The organism is Streptomyces sp. NPDC046900 (assembly GCF_040644975.1).
Classification (GTDB): domain Bacteria; phylum Actinomycetota; class Actinomycetes; order Streptomycetales; family Streptomycetaceae; genus Streptomyces.
In genome coordinates this window covers 24,067-40,536 of the sequence record NZ_JBEYXD010000073.1, presented here as the reverse complement: position 1 = coordinate 40,536, position 16,470 = coordinate 24,067, and the positions used below count along the sequence as shown (strand labels likewise).

Annotated in this window: 12 protein-coding genes and 8 pseudogenes; 12 read left to right on the top strand and 8 right to left on the bottom strand. The window is 68.9% G+C overall.

Annotation, left to right across the window (positions count from 1 at the left end; all coding sequences use genetic code 11):
* Together ABZ904_RS39695 and ABZ904_RS39690 are read right to left on the bottom strand one after the other, a co-directional pair.
* Positions 1-217 (bottom strand): annotated as a pseudogene (locus tag ABZ904_RS39695) (IS5/IS1182 family transposase); the annotation flags it as partial.
* Positions 218-347: 130 nt separating this feature from the next.
* Positions 348-1,039: pseudogene (locus ABZ904_RS39690) on the bottom strand (IS5 family transposase); the annotation flags it as partial.
* A gap of 408 nt (positions 1,040-1,447) precedes the next feature.
* Here ABZ904_RS39690 and ABZ904_RS39685 point away from each other — a divergent pair.
* The 3 genes and pseudogenes from ABZ904_RS39685 to ABZ904_RS39675 form a co-directional block, all read left to right on the top strand.
* Positions 1,448-1,693 (top strand): annotated as a pseudogene (locus ABZ904_RS39685) (hypothetical protein); the annotation flags it as partial.
* 142 nt (positions 1,694-1,835) lie between these two features.
* The gene (locus ABZ904_RS39680) at positions 1,836-1,955 is read left to right on the top strand and encodes a DUF6233 domain-containing protein (RefSeq protein ID WP_361001910.1); all 120 of its coding nucleotides are present in this window, start codon (positions 1,836-1,838) and stop codon (positions 1,953-1,955) included.
* 355 nt (positions 1,956-2,310) lie between these two features.
* Positions 2,311-3,330: a cytochrome c oxidase assembly protein gene (locus ABZ904_RS39675; protein ID WP_361828993.1), complete on the top strand. Its 1,020-nt coding sequence runs from the start codon at positions 2,311-2,313 to the stop codon at positions 3,328-3,330.
* Between the two features lie 79 nt (positions 3,331-3,409).
* Here ABZ904_RS39675 and ABZ904_RS39670 read toward each other — a convergent pair whose 3' ends face one another.
* Both ABZ904_RS39670 and ABZ904_RS39665 read right to left on the bottom strand, forming a co-directional pair.
* Positions 3,410-3,676 (bottom strand): hypothetical protein, encoded by a 267-nt coding sequence (locus ABZ904_RS39670; protein ID WP_361828991.1) that lies wholly within the window; start codon positions 3,674-3,676, stop codon positions 3,410-3,412.
* Positions 3,673-4,767, bottom strand: coding sequence for a Helicase associated domain protein (locus ABZ904_RS39665; protein WP_361828989.1), 1,095 nt, complete (start codon positions 4,765-4,767; stop codon positions 3,673-3,675). Before ABZ904_RS39665 ends, ABZ904_RS39670 begins: the two co-directional genes overlap by 4 nt.
* 279 nt (positions 4,768-5,046) lie before the next feature.
* Between ABZ904_RS39665 and ABZ904_RS39660 the strand changes: the two genes are divergently transcribed.
* Positions 5,047-5,760 (top strand): VOC family protein, encoded by a 714-nt coding sequence (locus ABZ904_RS39660; protein ID WP_361001898.1) that lies wholly within the window; start codon positions 5,047-5,049, stop codon positions 5,758-5,760.
* A gap of 527 nt (positions 5,761-6,287) precedes the next feature.
* Entirely contained in the window at positions 6,288-6,692 is a 405-nt protein-coding gene (locus ABZ904_RS39655; RefSeq protein WP_361828995.1) for a hypothetical protein, read from the top strand.
* 198 nt (positions 6,693-6,890) lie between these two features.
* On the opposite strand, the pseudogene ABZ904_RS39650 reads toward ABZ904_RS39655, so the two are convergent.
* The 3 genes and pseudogenes from ABZ904_RS39650 to ABZ904_RS39640 form a co-directional block, all read right to left on the bottom strand.
* Positions 6,891-7,055 (bottom strand): annotated as a pseudogene (locus tag ABZ904_RS39650) (GNAT family N-acetyltransferase); the annotation flags it as partial.
* A 386-nt stretch (positions 7,056-7,441) separates the two neighbouring features.
* Entirely contained in the window at positions 7,442-7,933 is a 492-nt protein-coding gene (locus tag ABZ904_RS39645; protein ID WP_359411676.1) for a signal peptidase I, read from the bottom strand.
* A 71-nt stretch (positions 7,934-8,004) separates the two neighbouring features.
* Positions 8,005-8,592 (bottom strand): hypothetical protein, encoded by a 588-nt coding sequence (locus ABZ904_RS39640; protein ID WP_359411680.1) that lies wholly within the window; start codon positions 8,590-8,592, stop codon positions 8,005-8,007.
* A gap of 384 nt (positions 8,593-8,976) precedes the next feature.
* Here ABZ904_RS39640 and ABZ904_RS39635 point away from each other — a divergent pair, with 384 nt between their 5' ends.
* From ABZ904_RS39635 to ABZ904_RS39605, 7 genes and pseudogenes are all read left to right on the top strand, one after another.
* Entirely contained in the window at positions 8,977-9,186 is a 210-nt protein-coding gene (locus ABZ904_RS39635) for a ferredoxin (protein WP_359411683.1), read from the top strand.
* Positions 9,176-10,548, top strand: a pseudogene (locus ABZ904_RS39630) (FAD-dependent oxidoreductase). Before ABZ904_RS39635 ends, ABZ904_RS39630 begins: the two are co-directional and overlap by 11 nt.
* Positions 10,549-10,579: 31 nt before the next feature.
* Positions 10,580-11,802, top strand: a pseudogene (locus ABZ904_RS39625) (cytochrome P450).
* A 90-nt stretch (positions 11,803-11,892) separates the two neighbouring features.
* Positions 11,893-12,069, top strand: a pseudogene (locus ABZ904_RS39620) (IS256 family transposase); the annotation flags it as partial.
* Between the two features lie 91 nt (positions 12,070-12,160).
* Positions 12,161-12,598 (top strand): hypothetical protein, encoded by a 438-nt coding sequence (locus ABZ904_RS39615; protein WP_361828986.1) that lies wholly within the window; start codon positions 12,161-12,163, stop codon positions 12,596-12,598.
* Between the two features lie 145 nt (positions 12,599-12,743).
* The gene (locus ABZ904_RS39610) at positions 12,744-12,935 is read left to right on the top strand and encodes a hypothetical protein (RefSeq protein ID WP_361828984.1); all 192 of its coding nucleotides are present in this window, start codon (positions 12,744-12,746) and stop codon (positions 12,933-12,935) included.
* A 15-nt stretch (positions 12,936-12,950) separates the two neighbouring features.
* Positions 12,951-13,778 (top strand): annotated as a pseudogene (locus ABZ904_RS39605) (IS110 family transposase); the annotation flags it as partial.
* A 404-nt stretch (positions 13,779-14,182) separates the two neighbouring features.
* Here the strand turns inward: ABZ904_RS39605 and ABZ904_RS39600 are convergent.
* Complete coding sequence (locus tag ABZ904_RS39600) at positions 14,183-16,258, bottom strand: prolyl oligopeptidase family serine peptidase (protein ID WP_361828982.1); 2,076 nt, start codon at positions 16,256-16,258, stop codon at positions 14,183-14,185.
* Positions 16,259-16,470: the final 212 nt, after the last annotated feature.

Here is a 16,470-nt window from a genome sequence, read left to right as displayed (position 1 = left end):
CGCGGATCGTGGTGGCCGAGCACGTCGTGTCGGCGATCGCCTCGTAAGAACAGCCGAAGCGCAACAGTTGCAGCAACTTGTCGAAGACGATCCGGTCGCCGACACGCCGACGGTGACAGCCCAGAGGATGGCCCGGGTGATACTCCGGCCGCACCGGAAGCAGCGCCACGAACTGCTCCCACAACGGTTCGGTCAGCCATGACTGCAGCACGGGCATAGATCCCCCAACGATCACAGAGCGTGTGAACTCCATGATCGCTACGCCCTGCACTCTGTCCCGCAGCGGAAGCCCCTCACCATGCCTATCCGCGCGGCCTCTAAGTCTCGGCGAGCCCTTAGACCGTGTCCTACGTGGTGAGGCGGACGAGGCGCTTGTAGCAGCACAGGGCGGCGGCGAGTCCGAGAAATGCCAGGTAGTTGCGGGGATCACGCTCGTAGCGGGGGCTGAGTCGGCGGTAGCCGGACAGCCAGGACATGGTCCGCTCGATGACCCAGCGGCGTCGCCCTGATCGTTCGCTGGACTCGATTCCTTTGCGGGCGATGCGCACGCCGATGCGCTTCCATCGCAGCCATCTGCGCAGGTCAGGTCGGTCGTAGGCTTTGTCCGCGTGGAGGCGTTGAGGCTTGAAGTACCGGCCTTTGTGAGGGTCGTGTCTCGTTTGGTGACCCTCGACCATGGGCTTCAGCCCTTCACTGTCGTGGGTGTTGCCGGCCGAGACGCCGACGACGAGGGGCAGTCCGTTCGCGTCCGACAGGACGTGCATCTTGGAACCCGGCTTGCCCCGGTCCACGGGGCTCGGACCTGTGTGTTCGCCCCCTTTTTAGCCCGGACGTGGGCGGTGTCGAGAACGACGCGGGTGACGTCGATGAGGCCTGAGTCGTCGAGCAGGTGCAGCACGGCTTCGTGCAGGCGGCCCCAGACGCCGGCTCTGGACCAGATCAGGAAGCGGCGGTGAGCAGTCGACTTCGATATGCCGAAGCACGGCGGAAGTTGGCGCCATGCGCAGCCGCTGACCAGGACGTAGATGATGGCCGCCCATGGCCATTCGACCGAGATTTCGAACGGGGTCACATGGACGACTCGTGCACGCGCTGACGGGCAGCTGACCAGCAAGACGTCGCCAACCTTGAACTGCTGTTGGCCGATGCTCTCGCCCATGGTGTGCTCCTCGCCTCCCCGTGACGGCGGCACGATACCGCGCGGTCGGTGTAGCGACTTCGGCCTGGAGCCCTTTGGCGCGAGTGATCATGGCCCCTTACGCTGGCCCGCGGATCGGGCAGGCTTGTGGACCTGGCCGCAGAAGCCCGTTCCGATTCCACTACAAGCCGTGGAGTACCGCCGTCGTCCGCGCCCGTTGCCGTCACCGCTGTCGCGGTGCCCTGGAGCCCGCCTCATTTCATTAGGAGCTGTAAGGGGATGTCAGCTCCCGCGCTACAGTCCCGGCTCGTGACCGATACCGCTCACCACACTGTTGTGGATGATGATGCGCTTCTGGAGAGACTGCACGCCCTCGCGTGGGGAGCGGAGAGCGTGGTCCCCTCCCCCGGCTGCCTCCCGGACCAGCCTTTTCCCCGGCTTGCGATGGCCGAAGTGGAGCGCGCGGAACGGAAGCTCGGGTATCGGCTGCCCCAGTTGCTGCGGCGCATCTACACCGAGATCGGTGACGGGGGGTTCGGGCCGGAAGGCGGCCTCGCATCGCTGGCCCCGCGCCGCGTTCCGCAGTGGCATGTGCAGGACTGGCCTTGCGCGACAACCATTCACGACAAGCGCCGGGGGTGGGGGCCGCCGGCGTCGTGGTTCTTCCTGACGGGCGGCGGCTGCGTACGACTGCACGATGATCGCGGGTAGCACGCACCCGATCGGAGACCACGAGACCCGCGTCGCCCTCACGGATCCGAACATCGAACCCTGCGCTTTCTGCCGCCCAGACAGCGAACTGGGGGTACTGGGCTAGGCGCCGGGCCGGCCCGGGCATCCAGCTGCTGATCGGCACTCAGGTCCTGCAGGGCCTGATCAGCCCGATCGTCCTGGTCTACCTGCTGGTCCTGACAAACCGCCGCTCCCTCCTCGGCCAGGCCGCCAACGGCCCGCGCTACCGCATCGCCGCCACCGCCATGGTCATCGGGGGCGCCGCCATGTCCACCATCCTGCTCGTCCAGACGGTCCTCGGCTGGTTCGGTCTCGCCTGATACCGGGATTTCACCCCGGCGTGCGGCGCATCCATGCCCGGCTTGCCGCCGCCGGGGACTAGCGTCCTGCTGGGGACGCGAGCCGGCTCTTGTGCACGGAGCCGAAGGAGGACGATCTGCATGGCTGGTCACCCGGTGACCGAACTGTCGGCCGGTCAGCTCCCTGAGCTGACCGCAGGGCGTCTGTCGTCCACGTGGCAGCTGGACGTCCCCGCGCTGCTACTGGTCGTCGCCCTGGGCGCGCTCTACGGCTGCGGCGTTGTGCGGGTCCGCCGCCTGGGCGCGCCCTGGCCGCCCGCCCGTGTCGCAGCCTTCGCGCTGGTCGGCCTGGGCGGACTGGTCGTGGCCACGATGTCCGCCCTGGCCGTCTACGACCACGTGCTGTTCTGGCCGGCAGCCGTGCAGAACATCCTCCTCGACCTCGTCACACCCCTGGGCCTCGCCTTGGGCGACCCGCTGCGGCTGGCGGTGGAGGCGCTGCCGGAGGGCGCCGCCGGGCGGGTTCGCCGGGCCATGGCCGGCCGCCTGGTGCGGCTGCTGACGTTCCCCTTTGTCAGTACCGCCCTGGTGCTGGCCACCGAGCTGACGGTGTACTTCACGCCGTACTTCGAAACCGCCCTGCGCGTCGGATGGCTGCACGAGCTGATGTATCTGCACCTGCTGGCGGCCGGCTGCCTGTTCGTCGTACCAGTGCTGACCGACCAAGAGGCGCTTCCGGCCTGGTGCACGCACCCGGTGCGCGCAGGGCTGATGTTCCTGGACGGCATCGTCGACGCGGTCCCCGGCGTTGTCGTCATGACGCACGGCACGCTGATCGCTGGTGCCTGGTACCTGCACCACGCGCCGACCTGGTCCCCGGACGTCCAGCACGACCAGCAGCTCGGCGGCGGCGCGATGCTCAGCATCGCCGAACTCGTCGCACTGCCCTTCCTGCTGGCGATCCTGTTCCAGTGGGCGCGCGCTGAGCGAGCTCAGACCGCGGCGCTGGACCGCCGCCTGGACGCCGAACTCGCCGTCGTCGTCCCCGCGCCCACGGCGGACCACCCCCCGGTACCGGCCCTTGAACGCGTACGTCCCTGGTGGGAGACGGAACAGAACGACGTGGCCGCCAGGATCCGACGTCAGCAAGGGGACGCCTGATCTGCACCCAGGCTCGTCTGGCCGTAGACACGGGGAAGGAGCGGGAAGCGCGGCAGCGGGCACAGGTGAGCGGGAAGTGCTACGCGAGGGCCGCCGGAGCGGCGTCTTCGGCGGTCCAGTCGCCGTCGAACAGTGCGGCGACCAGGCGGACGTGTTCGTCCGGGAGTTGGCCGGTGCGGTGCTTGGTGCGGGCCTTGGTCTGTTCGAAGGTCCGGCGGGCGCGGCTTGCAGGGGTCAGTGGGTTGCTCTCGGGGGTGAGGCCGAGGACAACCATCTCGTGCTGCTGGCCGGGCGCAAGAGTGTGCCAGGTGGTGAGTTGGCGCCCTAGCCAGGAACCGATCTTCACGCTGCCGAGCTGGGTGTCACGGGTGAGGGGTCGGCGGGGTCGGCTCCGTCGGCGAGGTGGGCGCGCAGCAGGTGACATTTGCGGTGCCAGTCCGCGCCGTGCGGCAGGCGCCAGTCGGGATCGAGAGCGGTCAGAGCGTCGGCGCGCTGGGAGTCGAGCTGGTCCTTGCCGTCGAGGTGGCGCTGCTCGGCCAGCCAGGCCCCGGTGGGGGTGGTGGCGGGCGCGGCGAGGCGGGCACGCCAGGTGGCATCGTGCTTGTCCCAGATCATGCCGAGGGCGTCGAGTTCAGCGATCCAGTCGGCTTCGAGACGGCCGGTTTTCGCGGCGTCGCGCATGGTGGTGATGAAGGTGCCGAGTGTGTAGCCGGTGGGGTCGATGTAGTCGGCGGGGACGTCGGGGTGGGCGTGTTCGTCGCGGTAGGACTGGGCGGCGGCGAGCCCGAGACGGCGGGAGCGGGACACCGTGGCGTCGCGGGGATCGAACGCGACCAGATCCATAGCGCGGGCGATGCGCTCGGGGTGGACGGTGAAGTCGAAGTGCCGGCGGCGTGCGATGACCTCGCTGGTCTCCTTGGGGAGACGGTTGGCCTTGTCGGGCAGGCGCTCGAGGATGCGGTGGTCGTGGCTGGCCAGCGCCGTGGCGATCGCCCACACCGGCTCGTGGGCGGTGCCGAGGATGTTCTCGGGGTCGGCGCCGGGCGGGATGTAGACGGGGACGATGAGGCTGGCTGTATTGTCGCTCACGTCCAGGCGCAGGGCACGGCCGAGGGCCTGGACGCAGCGGACGACGCTGCGGGTGGGGTCGGCGAAGACGATCGCGTCGACGCTGGGGATGTCGACTCCCTCGGCGATCAGTTTCGAGTTGGCCAGGATCGCGGACGTGGCGGCGGCGAAGTTGGCGAAGGTGCCGGCGCGCTCTTCGGGGGTGTGATCGCCGTGGGCGAAGAAGAGCTGGGGGGTGATGTCGGGGCAGAGGTCGGGGTCCGTCTTGCGGAGCAGGCGCAGCGTCTGGGGCAGTTCGCGTGCGAAGCGACGCGCGTCGGAGACGAGGTTGAAGTAGACCAGCACCTTTTTCAGGCCGTGCTCGGTCATCGCGCGCAGGACGGCCAGATGGAGGGCGGTGGTGCGCGGGGCACTGTCCGGGTCCTGGGACGTTGCCGTGGCCGGGAGCGGCTGTGCCGGGGGTGGGGAGGTTCAGGCGGCGCCGCAGGTCGGTGTCGGTGACTGACGCATAACAGCAAGGTCCGCACGCGGGCCGCGGAATACTCCCCTGCAACCGAGGCCGGCCCGCCCATAGGATCCTCGTTCGAGGCGCTGACATGACGCGCTGCCGACAGCTGGCACTCAACTGACCGAGGATGCGTGGCGCACATGAGCAGCCGACTCTCCGCAATCTCCTTCGACGCACACCAGCCCGTGCGCCTGGCGCATTTCTGGTCCGGCGTCCTGGGCTGGGAGAGAACCGACAATTCTTACGACGGCGTCGCCCTGCTGTCCGGGAATGACGCCGGCTACCGCCTCGGCTTCCGTCCCTCCCAGGCGCAGAAGCTCGCCCAGAACCGGCTGCACTTCGACCTGACCAGTTCCTCCCTGGAAGACCAGCAGGAGACCGTGGCCAGGGCGCTCGCCCTCGGCGCGCAGCACGCCGACGTCGGCCAGGGACCGGACGCATCCCATGTGGTGCTGGCCGATCCCGAGGGCAACGAGTTCTGTGTCATCGAACCGGGCAACAATTTCCTCGCCGGCTGCGGCTTCATCGGAGCGCTCGCCTGTGATGGTTCGCAGGCCGTGGGCTACTTCTGGAGCGCGGCACTGGGCTGGCCGCTGGTCTGGGACCAGGACGAGGAGACCGCCATCCAGTCGCCGAACGGCGGCACGAAGATCACGTGGGGCGGTCCGCCGCTCATGCCGGACCCCGGCAAGGACCTGCACTTCGACCTCGCGCCGGACGACGATCAGCAAGCCGAAGTCGAGCGCCTGCTCTCCCTCGGGGCGAAGCGTCTCGACCCCGCCCCCGGCAGGGACGGCGCTGTGCTGCTGGCCGACCCTGACGGCAACAACTTCCGCGTGCTCAGGCGCCGGTGAAGCCGGAACCGACAAGAGCCGCGGTGGCGGTTGCTACTGGGAGGAGCGCAGCACAGAGCCGGACAGGCCCCGTCACCCAACGGACAGCTCAACGCGTCCCACGAGGAGAGCTACACCCAACGCCGTTGTGCCCACCGTCTCAACATCGACAACGGCCCCTTCCCTTAGATGCGCCCAGTATCGGGCCTCTTGCAGCCTCCGGCCCTGGGTTCGAGTGATATCGCGCGGGCGGAGTCATGACCCCAGTAGGCGCGAGCGCCGGCCTGGGCAGGCGCTTAGAAGGCGCACTTCTGGTTTGCCTGCAGTAGGCCGCTGACCTGGTCAGTCGTACGGCCTGGCGGAGCCTTGCATGCCGACTTCGACACGCATTCGACAGGACTGTTCTGGCCACAGCGAGGTCGCGTGGCTCCCTCACCTGCTGGGCAGCTAACCTGGCCCAATATGTCTGTGCCCATAGCTGATGTACTCAGGCAGAGCTGAGTAGTTGCGCTCTGGTCGGTGATGGGATGAGCGGAAACGCTTGGGTCATGCGTCATGGACTACTGATACCTGTTCGCCAGCCGTTGTCGATCCTCGTGCTGGCTGGGGTGTCGCTAGCAGCGTGGGCTGCCTGGCTGGGCTGGGACCAGCGGCGTGACGTGCAACCCGATGGCACGACGACCGGTCCGTACGAGGCGTGGCAGGTGATCGGGCTGGTGCTGACTCTGCTGGCCCCGGTGTACTGGGCGGCATCCCGGCACTACATCGCAGGCGCTGTGCTCGGCACCACGGTCGGCCTCACCGTTGCTGCCTATTACGACTGGTCGGACGACTCCAGCGGCCTCTTCATGGTCGGCGTGGGGATGGTCATGATGGGGAGCCTCGTCGTGACCGCCATCGTTTCCGCCGTGATCGCCTCGGCGAGACGAGACGGACGGCGGATTGGAGCTTGACGGCGCGCTGCGCCGCCCCCGACAGTCACTGCTGATTTGGTGCGGCGACTACTCCGTTGCCGCCAGAGACACGAAACGCCCTGGAGGAAGATCCCCGCTGGGGCGTTTTGGATGGTGACGTCCGGCAGGACTCGAACTTGTGGCCAAGCGTTTAGAAGATACGGGCACACGCCAGCTACCTGGCCCGGCGCTCCAGTGTCAGCTCCGCAGCAAGGGGCCGTAGAAGTTCTCCAGGCCCTCATCGCCCTGGGTCGCGAGACGGAGCTGTTCAAGCCTTAGCTCGTCACGGGCGACCCTCCGCAGTTCTTGCATGAGAGCAGAGCCGACACCACGGCCACGAAACCTGGGATGGGTCTGGAGGTGGTGGACCGTGCCCCAGTGCGCGACGAGCCGAAAGGGACCACGGTTGAGGACAACCCATCCTCAAGAGCCTCGTCGAATCTGGCGATGATGAGTCGGCTGTGCGACGGGTGGAGACGGTTGAGGAGCTCGTCCGCGACCGGCGCGACGTCGTCGTTGTGAACGGGCGGAAACGGGAATCCCGCAGCACCGCCCGAGTTCGTGACCGCGATCCAGCAGTCGACAAGCTGGCGCAGCAGTCCGGGGGTGACCTCATGCACCCCGGTGATCTGGGTGAGGTCGGGCCTGATCTTCTGCTTCATGCCCAAGAGCATCTCAGGCGGTGATGACATCGATGCGGGTCGAGTGGCTGGCGCTACCAAGTACTCGACGCTTCAAAGAGACACGCTCTAATTGTGCCGGTTGCGGCTGTTCAGTGGCAGAGCGGCAAGCGCAAGCAGAGTGGCAAGTCCAAGCAGCAGGATCGCCTCGGGCACGGGCTGCTTGGCGCGCCAGAGCTGTACCGGCAGCCCGATCGAGGGCACGCGCAACCGTGCTACGCCTTCGAGTGCCGTGGGCCGGATCGGGGTGGAGTCCGGTGTGGAGTTGGCGTCACCTTTGGTGATCAGGTCGTTGTTGGGAAGTACCTGGTAGACCCGATGGGTGAGCAGATGGCCGGGTCGGGTGGGGTCCTGGGCCAGCACGATTTGGCCCACCGCCGGTGTGCGGTCGCGCGGTGGTGGCTGGTAGAGAACGACGTCGCCCGGCATAAGGGCGGGACGCATGGAGCCGGACTGCACCACGCACGCTGTCCAGCCCAGCGCCGCCACGGGCAATTGCGCCCATACGAGCAGCCCAATCAGTGAGCCGAGCACGGTACGTGAGGTGACCGAGGTGACCACGCGGATCGGGTGCCGGGCACCCCTGGCCGTGGGTTGGCAGGGCGCGCCGGCGGCCAGGTCACTTGGGAGAGTCACTTGCGTTCCCGCGCTTCCCAGGTGAAGGTCACCTCGTTGGTGACCACGCTTTGCGCGCTGTTGGGTGCGCTCCGGCTGAACTTCCACGCGAAGCGGAAGCTCAGCGAGTTGGGTGGCTTGCCGGGCAGGGTCCAGGGACCCACGCCGGTGCGGAAGTCAGTGTGCAGGGCGACGAACTGGTCCAGGGTGCCGTCGAACGCGGTCTTGTGCGGAGTGAAGCCGTTGCAGTCGCCGAAGGTGCCGCCGTTGCCTACCTCAATTTTGAGGTTGATGAAGGATTGGAAGTTGCTCGGCCAGTTCGGTGAGTTGCTGTACAGCTTGAGCGCGGTGGGGAAGTCAGCGTTCGACTCGATCCTGATGCAGTTGGAGCCTGTGTCGCCGGGTCGCATGTTGTCGACGCGGAACATGGGCACCTTGCTGTCGTTGGCCAGCCCCAGCGAGCCAGATTCCCACGTGTTGCCGCTGTTGCTGGTGGTCCCACTCCAGTCGGCGTTGGTGGCACCCCATACCAGTGCCCCGCTGAGCAGCAACCCGAGCGGAACGGGGACCACCTGTGCCAGCACGTGCAGCCAGGGACGCCCCATCGCCCACTCCGTTCAATTCCGACAGTCCTTCACATATTGCTGCATTCTGTCTCATCTGTGGCGGTGCCGCTCCGTGTAGCCATCCGGGTCTGAGGGAGGCTCGGGCTTGTCCCGAGCGGGCGCCCCTGGCCTACCTGCGCCCTGGCCGCCGAGGCCGGCGTAGCGACTTTGGCGGGGGTACCTCGGCCGGTTCTCACGACCATGCCCTCGCCCAGAGCCCGCTGGCCCCGTCCTTGTGAGCCCCGACTCGGGGCCCATCGGGTCGTGACCGCCTGGGCGGAGGACCGGCTCGCTGACCCGGTCGGAGCAGCCGCAAGTGTCGTTGCCCGCCGCCGAACGTAGCGTGCAACCGGAGGCAGTGACCCGACGGGAGGAGTGGGTCGGATGCCGATCGTCGTGGACCTCAACCGCTGCCAGGGCTATGCGCAGTGCGTGTTCTTCGCCCCCGATCTGTTCGAGCTGCACGGTGAGGAGGCGCTGCTGTACGACCCCGCCGTGCCCGAGGAGCGACTGGAGGCCGTCCGGCAGGCCGCGGCAGCGTGTCCGGTGCAGGCGATCCTCGTGGGGGAGGAGGTGAGCAGCTGTGTCCGATGAGCTGCGCGAGGGCCGGATCGTCATCGTCGGCGCGTCGCTCGCCGGTCTCAGGGCCGCCGAGACGCTGCGCGAGAAGGGGTTCACCGGCTCGCTGACCCTGGTCGGGGACGAGCCCCACCCGCCCTACGACCGGCCGCCGCGACAAAACAGGTGCTGCTGGGCAAGGCGGCGGCGACCGCTGTCGGCCTGCCGATGCGTCGCGATCCCGAGGCGCAGTGGCGGCTCGGAGTGCGCGCGACCGGTCTTGACACGGTGGAGAAGCAGGTGCTGCTGGCCGACGGAGAGTCCCTGCCCTACGACCGGCTGCTGATCGCCACCGGGACCGGGGCCCGGCCGTGGCCGGATGCGGAGCAGGCCGCCCTGAACGGGGTGTTCACCGTGCGTACCATCGACGACGCGGGGCGGCTGGCCGAGAGGTTGGACGCCGGGCCGAGCCGGGTGTTAGTGATTGGCGGCGGGTTCACCGGCTCCGAGATCGCCTCCGCCTGCCGGGAACGCGGCATCGAGGTCACGCTCACGGAGCGCGGCGCCGCACCCCTGGTGGGCGCGCTCGGTGGGGTGCTGAGTATTTTCGCCGACAGGCTGCAGCGCTACCACGGTGTGGACCTGCGGTGCGGGGTGACGGTGACTGCACTGCGCGGGGACGGCCATGGCCGGTTCACCGGCGCGGAGCTGTCCGACGGCAGCCAGGTCGAGGCCGACATCGCCGTGGTCGCCCTGGGAGCGGTGCGCAACACCGAATGGCTGGCGGACTGCGGTCTTGCCGCGGGCCCGCGCGGGGTCGCGTGCGACGCGGGATGCCGCGCCTTCGACATGTACGGGATCGTCACCGACGACGTCTTCGTGGCCGGCGATGTCTCCCGCTTCCCCCATCCGCTGTACGAGTACCAGATGATGTCCCTGGAACACTGGGGCAACGCGGTGGCGCAAGCGGAGGTGGCGGCCCACAACATGGTCAACCCGGGGCCGCGGCGGCGCCCGCACCTGTCGGTCCCGACCTTCTGGTCGAGCCAGTTCGGGCTCAATATCAAGTCCGTCGGCGTGCCCACCTTCTCCGACCATCTGGTCATTGCCCAGGGCTCGCTCGAACAGGGCCGCCTGGTGGCGGTCTACGGCTACCGGGGCCGCATCACGGCCGCGGTCACCATCAACATGGCCAAGTGGCTGGAGTACTACCAGCACCTGATCGAGACGGCCGCCCCGTTCCCGCCCGCACCTGAGGCGGCCGACCGGTCGGCGGCGGCGAGCTTCCCGATCCATTCCGACGTGCCCGACCCGGCGGTGCTCTCGCACGGCCCCACCGTCAGCCTCACCGGGCACCTGCCGGACCGCCGGCTGACCAGGGTGTGGCCCACCGGCTGATCCCGCCATCCGTCGACGAGGAGCCCCACGCATGACCACGGAAACCCTGCTGGAACGGATCACCGACTACGCCAGCCGGCCCAACCTTTCCCGCTGTACGCGGAGCTGCGCGAGGCGGGCGGTGTGCCGCGTCAGACGGATGGCAGCTATCTGGTCGGTACGTACTACGAGATCAACGCCCTGCTGCACAACCCGCGAATCAGCTCCGACCGCCGCAACCTCACCGTGCCCTACAGCGGTGTTGCGGAGGAGGAGGTGGAGGAGGAGGTCCCGCCGTCCTTCATCCGGTTCGACGATCCCGAGCACCACCGGCTGCGCAGCATCGCCACGCGGCCCTTCGGCCCGCCGCACAGCTCCGGCCGGGTCGCCGGCATGCGGGACGAGATCGCCGAGATCACCGAGGAGCTGATCGACGCCTTCAGGGACCGCAGGCAGATCGACATCGTGGACGACTTCGCCTACCCGCTCCCCGTCACGGTCATCTGCCGACTGCTGGGCGTGCCACGCGACGACGAACCCCGCTTCCACCAGTGGTCGGAGGCCATCATCAACGGCTTCGACATCAGGATCGGCGAGGACCCCACCGAGCGCGTCCGGGCGGGCCAGCAGGCCCGGAAGGCGATGGGCCGGTATCTGCTGGACCTCGCCGAGCAGCGCCGCGGCCATCCGGACGACGACATGCTCTCCGCGTTCGTCAACGAGAAGGATCCGGCCGCCCGCTTCACCTCCGAGGAACTGATGGGCACAGCCGCCACCTTGCTGGTCGCCGGACACGAGACCACCGTCAACCTGATCTCCAATGGTGTGCTGACCCTGCTGCGCCACCCCGACCAGCTGGAACGCCTGCGCCGCGAACCCGACCTCATGCCCAAGGCGGTGGAGGAGCTGCTGCGCTACGAGTCGCCCGTCCAGATTCTGACGCAGCGCACCCCCCTGGCCGATGTCGAGGTCGCGGGCACCACCATCCCCAAGGGTGCGCAGCTGATGCTGGTGCTGGCCTCCGGCAACCGCGACCCCCAGCGCTTCCACGACCCCGACCGCTTCGACCCGGCACGTCAGGACAATCAGCACTTCGGCTTCGGCGGCGGCGTCCACATCTGCTACGGCGCGGCGCTGGCCCGGCTGGAAGCGCAGATCGCCCTGAACGCCCTGGTACGCCGCCTCGGCAGCCCCCGCCTGGTCGAGGACCCGCCCCCGTACCGGAACAGCGCCCTCCTGCGCGGCCCCCGGCATCTTCCCGTGGAGCTTTCCTGACTGGCAGCCGCACGCACGGAGGTCAGATTTCACACGTACCAGTAATGCTGTGGTCATGGTGGCGTGGCGCGAGGGCAAGGAACCCACGGCAAGGTCACGCGCGGCGCAGGCAGCCCAGCCGCCGCCCTGGCCATGGTGTTCAAGCTCGTCGAGTCCGCCCAGGCCCGCTGGCGTGCGATCACCGGAGCCCATCTGGTTCCTCTCGTCCGCGCAGCCGCCAGGTTCACCAACGGTGTCCTGGTCGAGCGCGAGGAAGCCGCCGCCTGATCACAGGGCTCTTGTTCGTTCCCACGCATCCGAGTCGCTGTCTCATCGAACTCAGTCGAGAAGAGTGCGCCCGTTGCCCGAAGATCTACGGATGGATGACCTGCTGGTAGGCCACTGGAGCAGCCTCCCCTTCTCCTACGGCGTCATGGAAGCGTCTGAGCTCGCGTTCCTCGGTGATGAACGAGGTTGGAGCACATGGTTCAACGCCGAAGCACTGTGCGTCACCCGCTTTCGCTGGCGATGCCCGGAACCGGGAGTCCTGGAACTGCATGCGCAGTGGATGGTCCAGGGAACCCTCAGCCAAGAGACTGGACCCCCGGCCTTCTCCTCGATGGAACCGGCCGAGCGACTGGATGAGGTCACGCGCCATCACTACGGCACGGGCCCTGCTGTCCCGATGCCGGGAGCCGAGGCGTTGATTGCGGTGAGCTTCGAGGAGCCAGTGGAGTTCTGTCATCAGTACGCCCGAGGGTCGACGCAGATCCGGCCCGAGGAAGACCCCACTCACCTCGTGCTGCCCTATCAGTAGCCAGACCCGTCTCGGTCGTGAGACCGAGAACTGACATCACTCGATCCACAACTCTTGATGCGATCAAGGGGCGGGGCCTCCGCCCCCGTGGGTTCCCGGGTAGGTCCCAGGTGGCTCACATTCGTCACGGCGAAGGAGGCCCCTGGTGAGCGAGTACGACGGACACCAGTACGTCGGCATCGACCTGCATCGCAGGCGGTCGGTGATCGTGCGGCAGACAGCGGATGGCATGCAGCTGAGCGCGGTACGCATCCTCAACGACCCGGTCGCGCTGGGCCTGCAGATAGAGAAGGCGGGCATCCGCCCCGACGTGGTGCTGGAGGCTACCTACGGCTGATACTGGGCGGTCGACGCCCTGCAGGCCGCCGGGGCGGAGGTCCATATGGCCCACCCGCTGGGCGTGAAGGGCTTCGCCTACCGACGGGTGAAGAACGATATCCGCGATGCCGCAGACCTGGCCGACCTGCTGCGCATGGGGCGGCTGCCAGAGTCGTGGATCGCCCCGCCCGAGGTGCGGGAACTGCGTGAACTGGTGCGCTACCGCGCCAAACTCGTCGCGCTCCGCTCGGGACTCAAGGCTCAGGTCCATGCCGTGCTCGCGAAGGCCGGCATCCTCATCGCCGTCTCCGACCTGTTCGGCGTCGAGGGCCGCAGCCGGCTGGAGCAGACGCCCCTGTCCGGCCCCTACGCCCAGCGCGTGACGTCCCTGCTGCACCTGGTTGACATCCTCGACGCCGAGGAGGCCGTCTTCAACCAGCGCATCGCCGACCGGCTGCGCGGGCACCCAGGCTGCGGGGCCATCCGGTGGCTGCCCGGCATCGGCCCGGTGCTGGCCGCGGTGTTCGTCGCGGAGATCGGCGATGTCCACCGGTTTACCGCCGCTGAGAAACTGTGCTCCTGGGCGGGGCTGACCCCGCGTCACTACGAGTCCGACACCCTCGTGCGGCGCGGGCATGTCACCAAGCAGGGCAGCAAACTGGTCCGCTGGGCCGCCGTGGAAGCGATCCAGCGCAAGGCCACCCCCAAGATCGCCGAAGACCGGGACCGGATCGAGGCCCGCCGCGGCAAGAACATCGCGAAAATCGCCGCGGCCCGCAAACTGCTCACCCTCGTCTACTACGGCCTGCGTGACGGGCACATCCGCGCGCTGGCCCGGTCCCTGGCCGAGCAGCCGGGATGAGCAGCCCGGACGCGGCAGGCGCGAGGCCGGGCAATTGTCTGACCCCCACACGGCGCGGTCGTGGATTTGATTGACCCCGCCTGCCGCACGTCGTAGAGCTCCATGCGGCCACGCGCCGCGAAGGAATGACCGGCAGCCGAGCAACGGCCCTGCCCTCCCGCACGATCAACCGGAGATGAACGACACCCACAACCGCATGCCATCCTGCCAGCCCGCTGTCAACGCCCACCGGCCGCGAGCCGCTCACTCCTGCCCGGGACCATCAACAGCCAGCGCCGACAACCCTCTTGACGACATCCGCCCCTTCAGGAATGACAATTGCTCCCCGCGACGCATCCATCCCTCAAGCACAGCCCGCTGGACCTCCGTTACTGACGACGGCGGGATCTTCGGGCCGCAACGATTCACGCCAAACCAACGACGGCGTCGGCGTCCAGGGAGACATCGGGGGCGATGTGGGCGCCGAGGACCTCGCGGTAGAGGGCGACCTCGGCCAGCAGGGAGCGGCGGACGCTTTCGACCCGGCGGAAGCCGTGTCCCTCGCCCTCGAAGAGCAGGAAGCGGTGCCATACTCCGCGTTCGGCGAGGTTGTCCACGATGCGAGTGGCCTGGTCCGGGCGGCAGATGAAGTCATCCGCGCCCTGGAGCATCACCAGCGGCACGGTGATGCGGTCGGCGTTCGCGGCGGGTGAGATCTTGTCGAACCAGGCCCGGTCCTGTGGGAGGACGCCGACCAGGGTGTCCACGTAGCGGGACTCGAAATCGTGGGTCTGCTCGGCCCGCCATCGTGCCGGTTCGCTGATCGGGTAGAGGACCGTACCCGCGCAGAAGACGTCGGTGTGGGTCAGACAGGCCAGGGTGGTCCAGCCGCCAGCCGAACCCCCGCGCACGGCCGTACGGGCGGGGTCGGCCAGGCCCTCGGCGGCCAGTACGCGGGCGACGGTGACGCAGTCGTCGACGTCCACCACTCCCCACTGCCCGCGCAGCCGGTCGCGGTAGGCCCTGCCGTAGCCGGTGGAGCCGCCGTAGTCGACGTCCGCAACGGTGAAGCCCCGGCTGGTGAAGAAGGAGAACTCCAGGTCGGCGGTGACGCCGGTGGAATTCGTCGGGCCGCCGTGCACCTGCACCAGCAGCGGTGGCCGTTCGCCCTCGGGTGCAGTGGCAGTGGGATGAGTGGGCCGGTGCAGCACGAAGTGCACGGGTCGGCCCTGCGCGTCGTACACGGTGCGGCGTTCGGGCAGGGGCTGCCAAGGGGCCAGCGGGTCCTCGGCCTTAGGCCTGACGGGTCGCGCCGGACCGGACCCGGGTGCCAGGGGCACCGACAGCAGGGCCGAGCCGCGGACCGGATCGGCGGCCCGGACCAGGATCCGTTCGCCGTTCGACCAGAGGTCGCCCTGGAAACTGCTCCAGCCGTCGGCGAGTTCGGTCAGTTCGCCGTTCTTCGGCGACCAACAGGACATCCGCTGCGGGCCGTTGCCGTGCGGCAGTACCACACCGTACGGCGTGACGGCGAACCAGCTCGCGCCGACCCGCCATATGGGACCGGCGCAATCCTCCTGCAGGGGGAGGACGTTGGCGATCGCGGTGGCTGTCGGCCGGTCGGCGGCCAGGTCGACGCGGTGCAGGTTCCACCAGCCGTCCGGGTCGGCCATCGCGTAGAGGGTGTCGGGGCCCGCCCATGCGGCCTGGGAGACGGAGACCTCGGTGCCGTCATGGCTGCCGCCGAGCAGACGAACGGGCTCGCCCGCGACGCCGTCGTGCAGGTCGGCGACCATCAGCTCCGAGCTGTCCCACGGCATATGAGGGTGATCCCAGCCGATCCAGGCGAGCCGTCGGCCGTCCGGGGAGAGACGGTGACCGCAGAGGAAGTGGTGCGAGCGGGCCACTACGCGCAGCGCGCCGGGGTCGTGGGCGGCGGCACCGGACAGCGGTACGGCGACGATCTCACGGACGGCGCGGACGGCCGGGTCGGCGTCGTGCGGTCCGGTGGCGGCCCGGGTGGTCTCCCGCACGCACCACACCTCGGTTCCGTCCGGGCCGGTCACCGGGTCGGCCCAGCAGGCCTCCCGGTCGGGCGGGTCGGCCGGGGTGAGCGGGACGGGCACTGGGAACGCGTCGTCCTCGGCTGCACCGAGGCGGGGCACCTCGGCGCGGTACAGCCGCTGGTCGCGGTGGTCGGTGAAGACCAGCAGGTGGCGGTCGGCGGCCGAGTCTGCGGCGCGTACCCAGTACGGTTTGCCGCCGTAGCCGAGGGAGCGGTTGCGTACGGAGACGCCGGGGGCGAGCACGGGGACGGGCTCCTCGTGACCGGGGGCGTTGCGCAGCAGCCGCACGGTCGCGGTGGCCGGGTCGGAGGCGCACCACCAGTTCTCGTCGCTGGCTCCGGAGGGCCAGGAGGTGGATCCGGAGGCGTCGGCGACCGCTTCGGCAGTGATCGGGGACGGCCAGGTGCCGTACGGCAGGTGAGGCGCGGTGGACATGGGTGACTCCGAGTACGGGAGAGGGAGTTGGGCGGGGTGCGGGCGGTGGGCAACCGCAGGGCCCGGTGCGCGGGTTACCGCCCCCTGGGTGGACGGTTCCGGGGCTGGCGTGCCGGCTCTGGGCGCTTACGGGAAGTTGCGCGCGTACGCCGTGGGCGACAGGTGCCCCTGAATCCGGCTTGAGGGCGGCCCGCGGGCGCTCGGCGGACGGG

Bases quoted from the DNA above. Each gene is read 5' to 3' on its own strand.
- ABZ904_RS39635 (WP_359411683.1), top strand. From the start codon at position 8,977: ATGCCGATCGTCGTGGACCTCAACCGCTGCCAGGGCTATGCGCAGTGC.
- ABZ904_RS39675 (WP_361828993.1), top strand. From the start codon at position 2,311: ATGGCTGGTCACCCGGTGACCGAACTGTCGGCCGGTCAGCTCCCTGAG.
- ABZ904_RS39665 (WP_361828989.1), bottom strand. From the start codon at position 4,767: ATGACCGAGCACGGCCTGAAAAAGGTGCTGGTCTACTTCAACCTCGTC.
- ABZ904_RS39680 (WP_361001910.1), top strand. From the start codon at position 1,836: ATGATCGCGGGTAGCACGCACCCGATCGGAGACCACGAGACCCGCGTC.
- ABZ904_RS39660 (WP_361001898.1), top strand. From the start codon at position 5,047: ATGAGCAGCCGACTCTCCGCAATCTCCTTCGACGCACACCAGCCCGTG.
- ABZ904_RS39600 (WP_361828982.1), bottom strand. From the start codon at position 16,258: ATGTCCACCGCGCCTCACCTGCCGTACGGCACCTGGCCGTCCCCGATC.
- ABZ904_RS39640 (WP_359411680.1), bottom strand. From the start codon at position 8,592: ATGGGGCGTCCCTGGCTGCACGTGCTGGCACAGGTGGTCCCCGTTCCG.
- ABZ904_RS39655 (WP_361828995.1), top strand. From the start codon at position 6,288: ATGCGTCATGGACTACTGATACCTGTTCGCCAGCCGTTGTCGATCCTC.
- ABZ904_RS39615 (WP_361828986.1), top strand. From the start codon at position 12,161: ATGGATGACCTGCTGGTAGGCCACTGGAGCAGCCTCCCCTTCTCCTAC.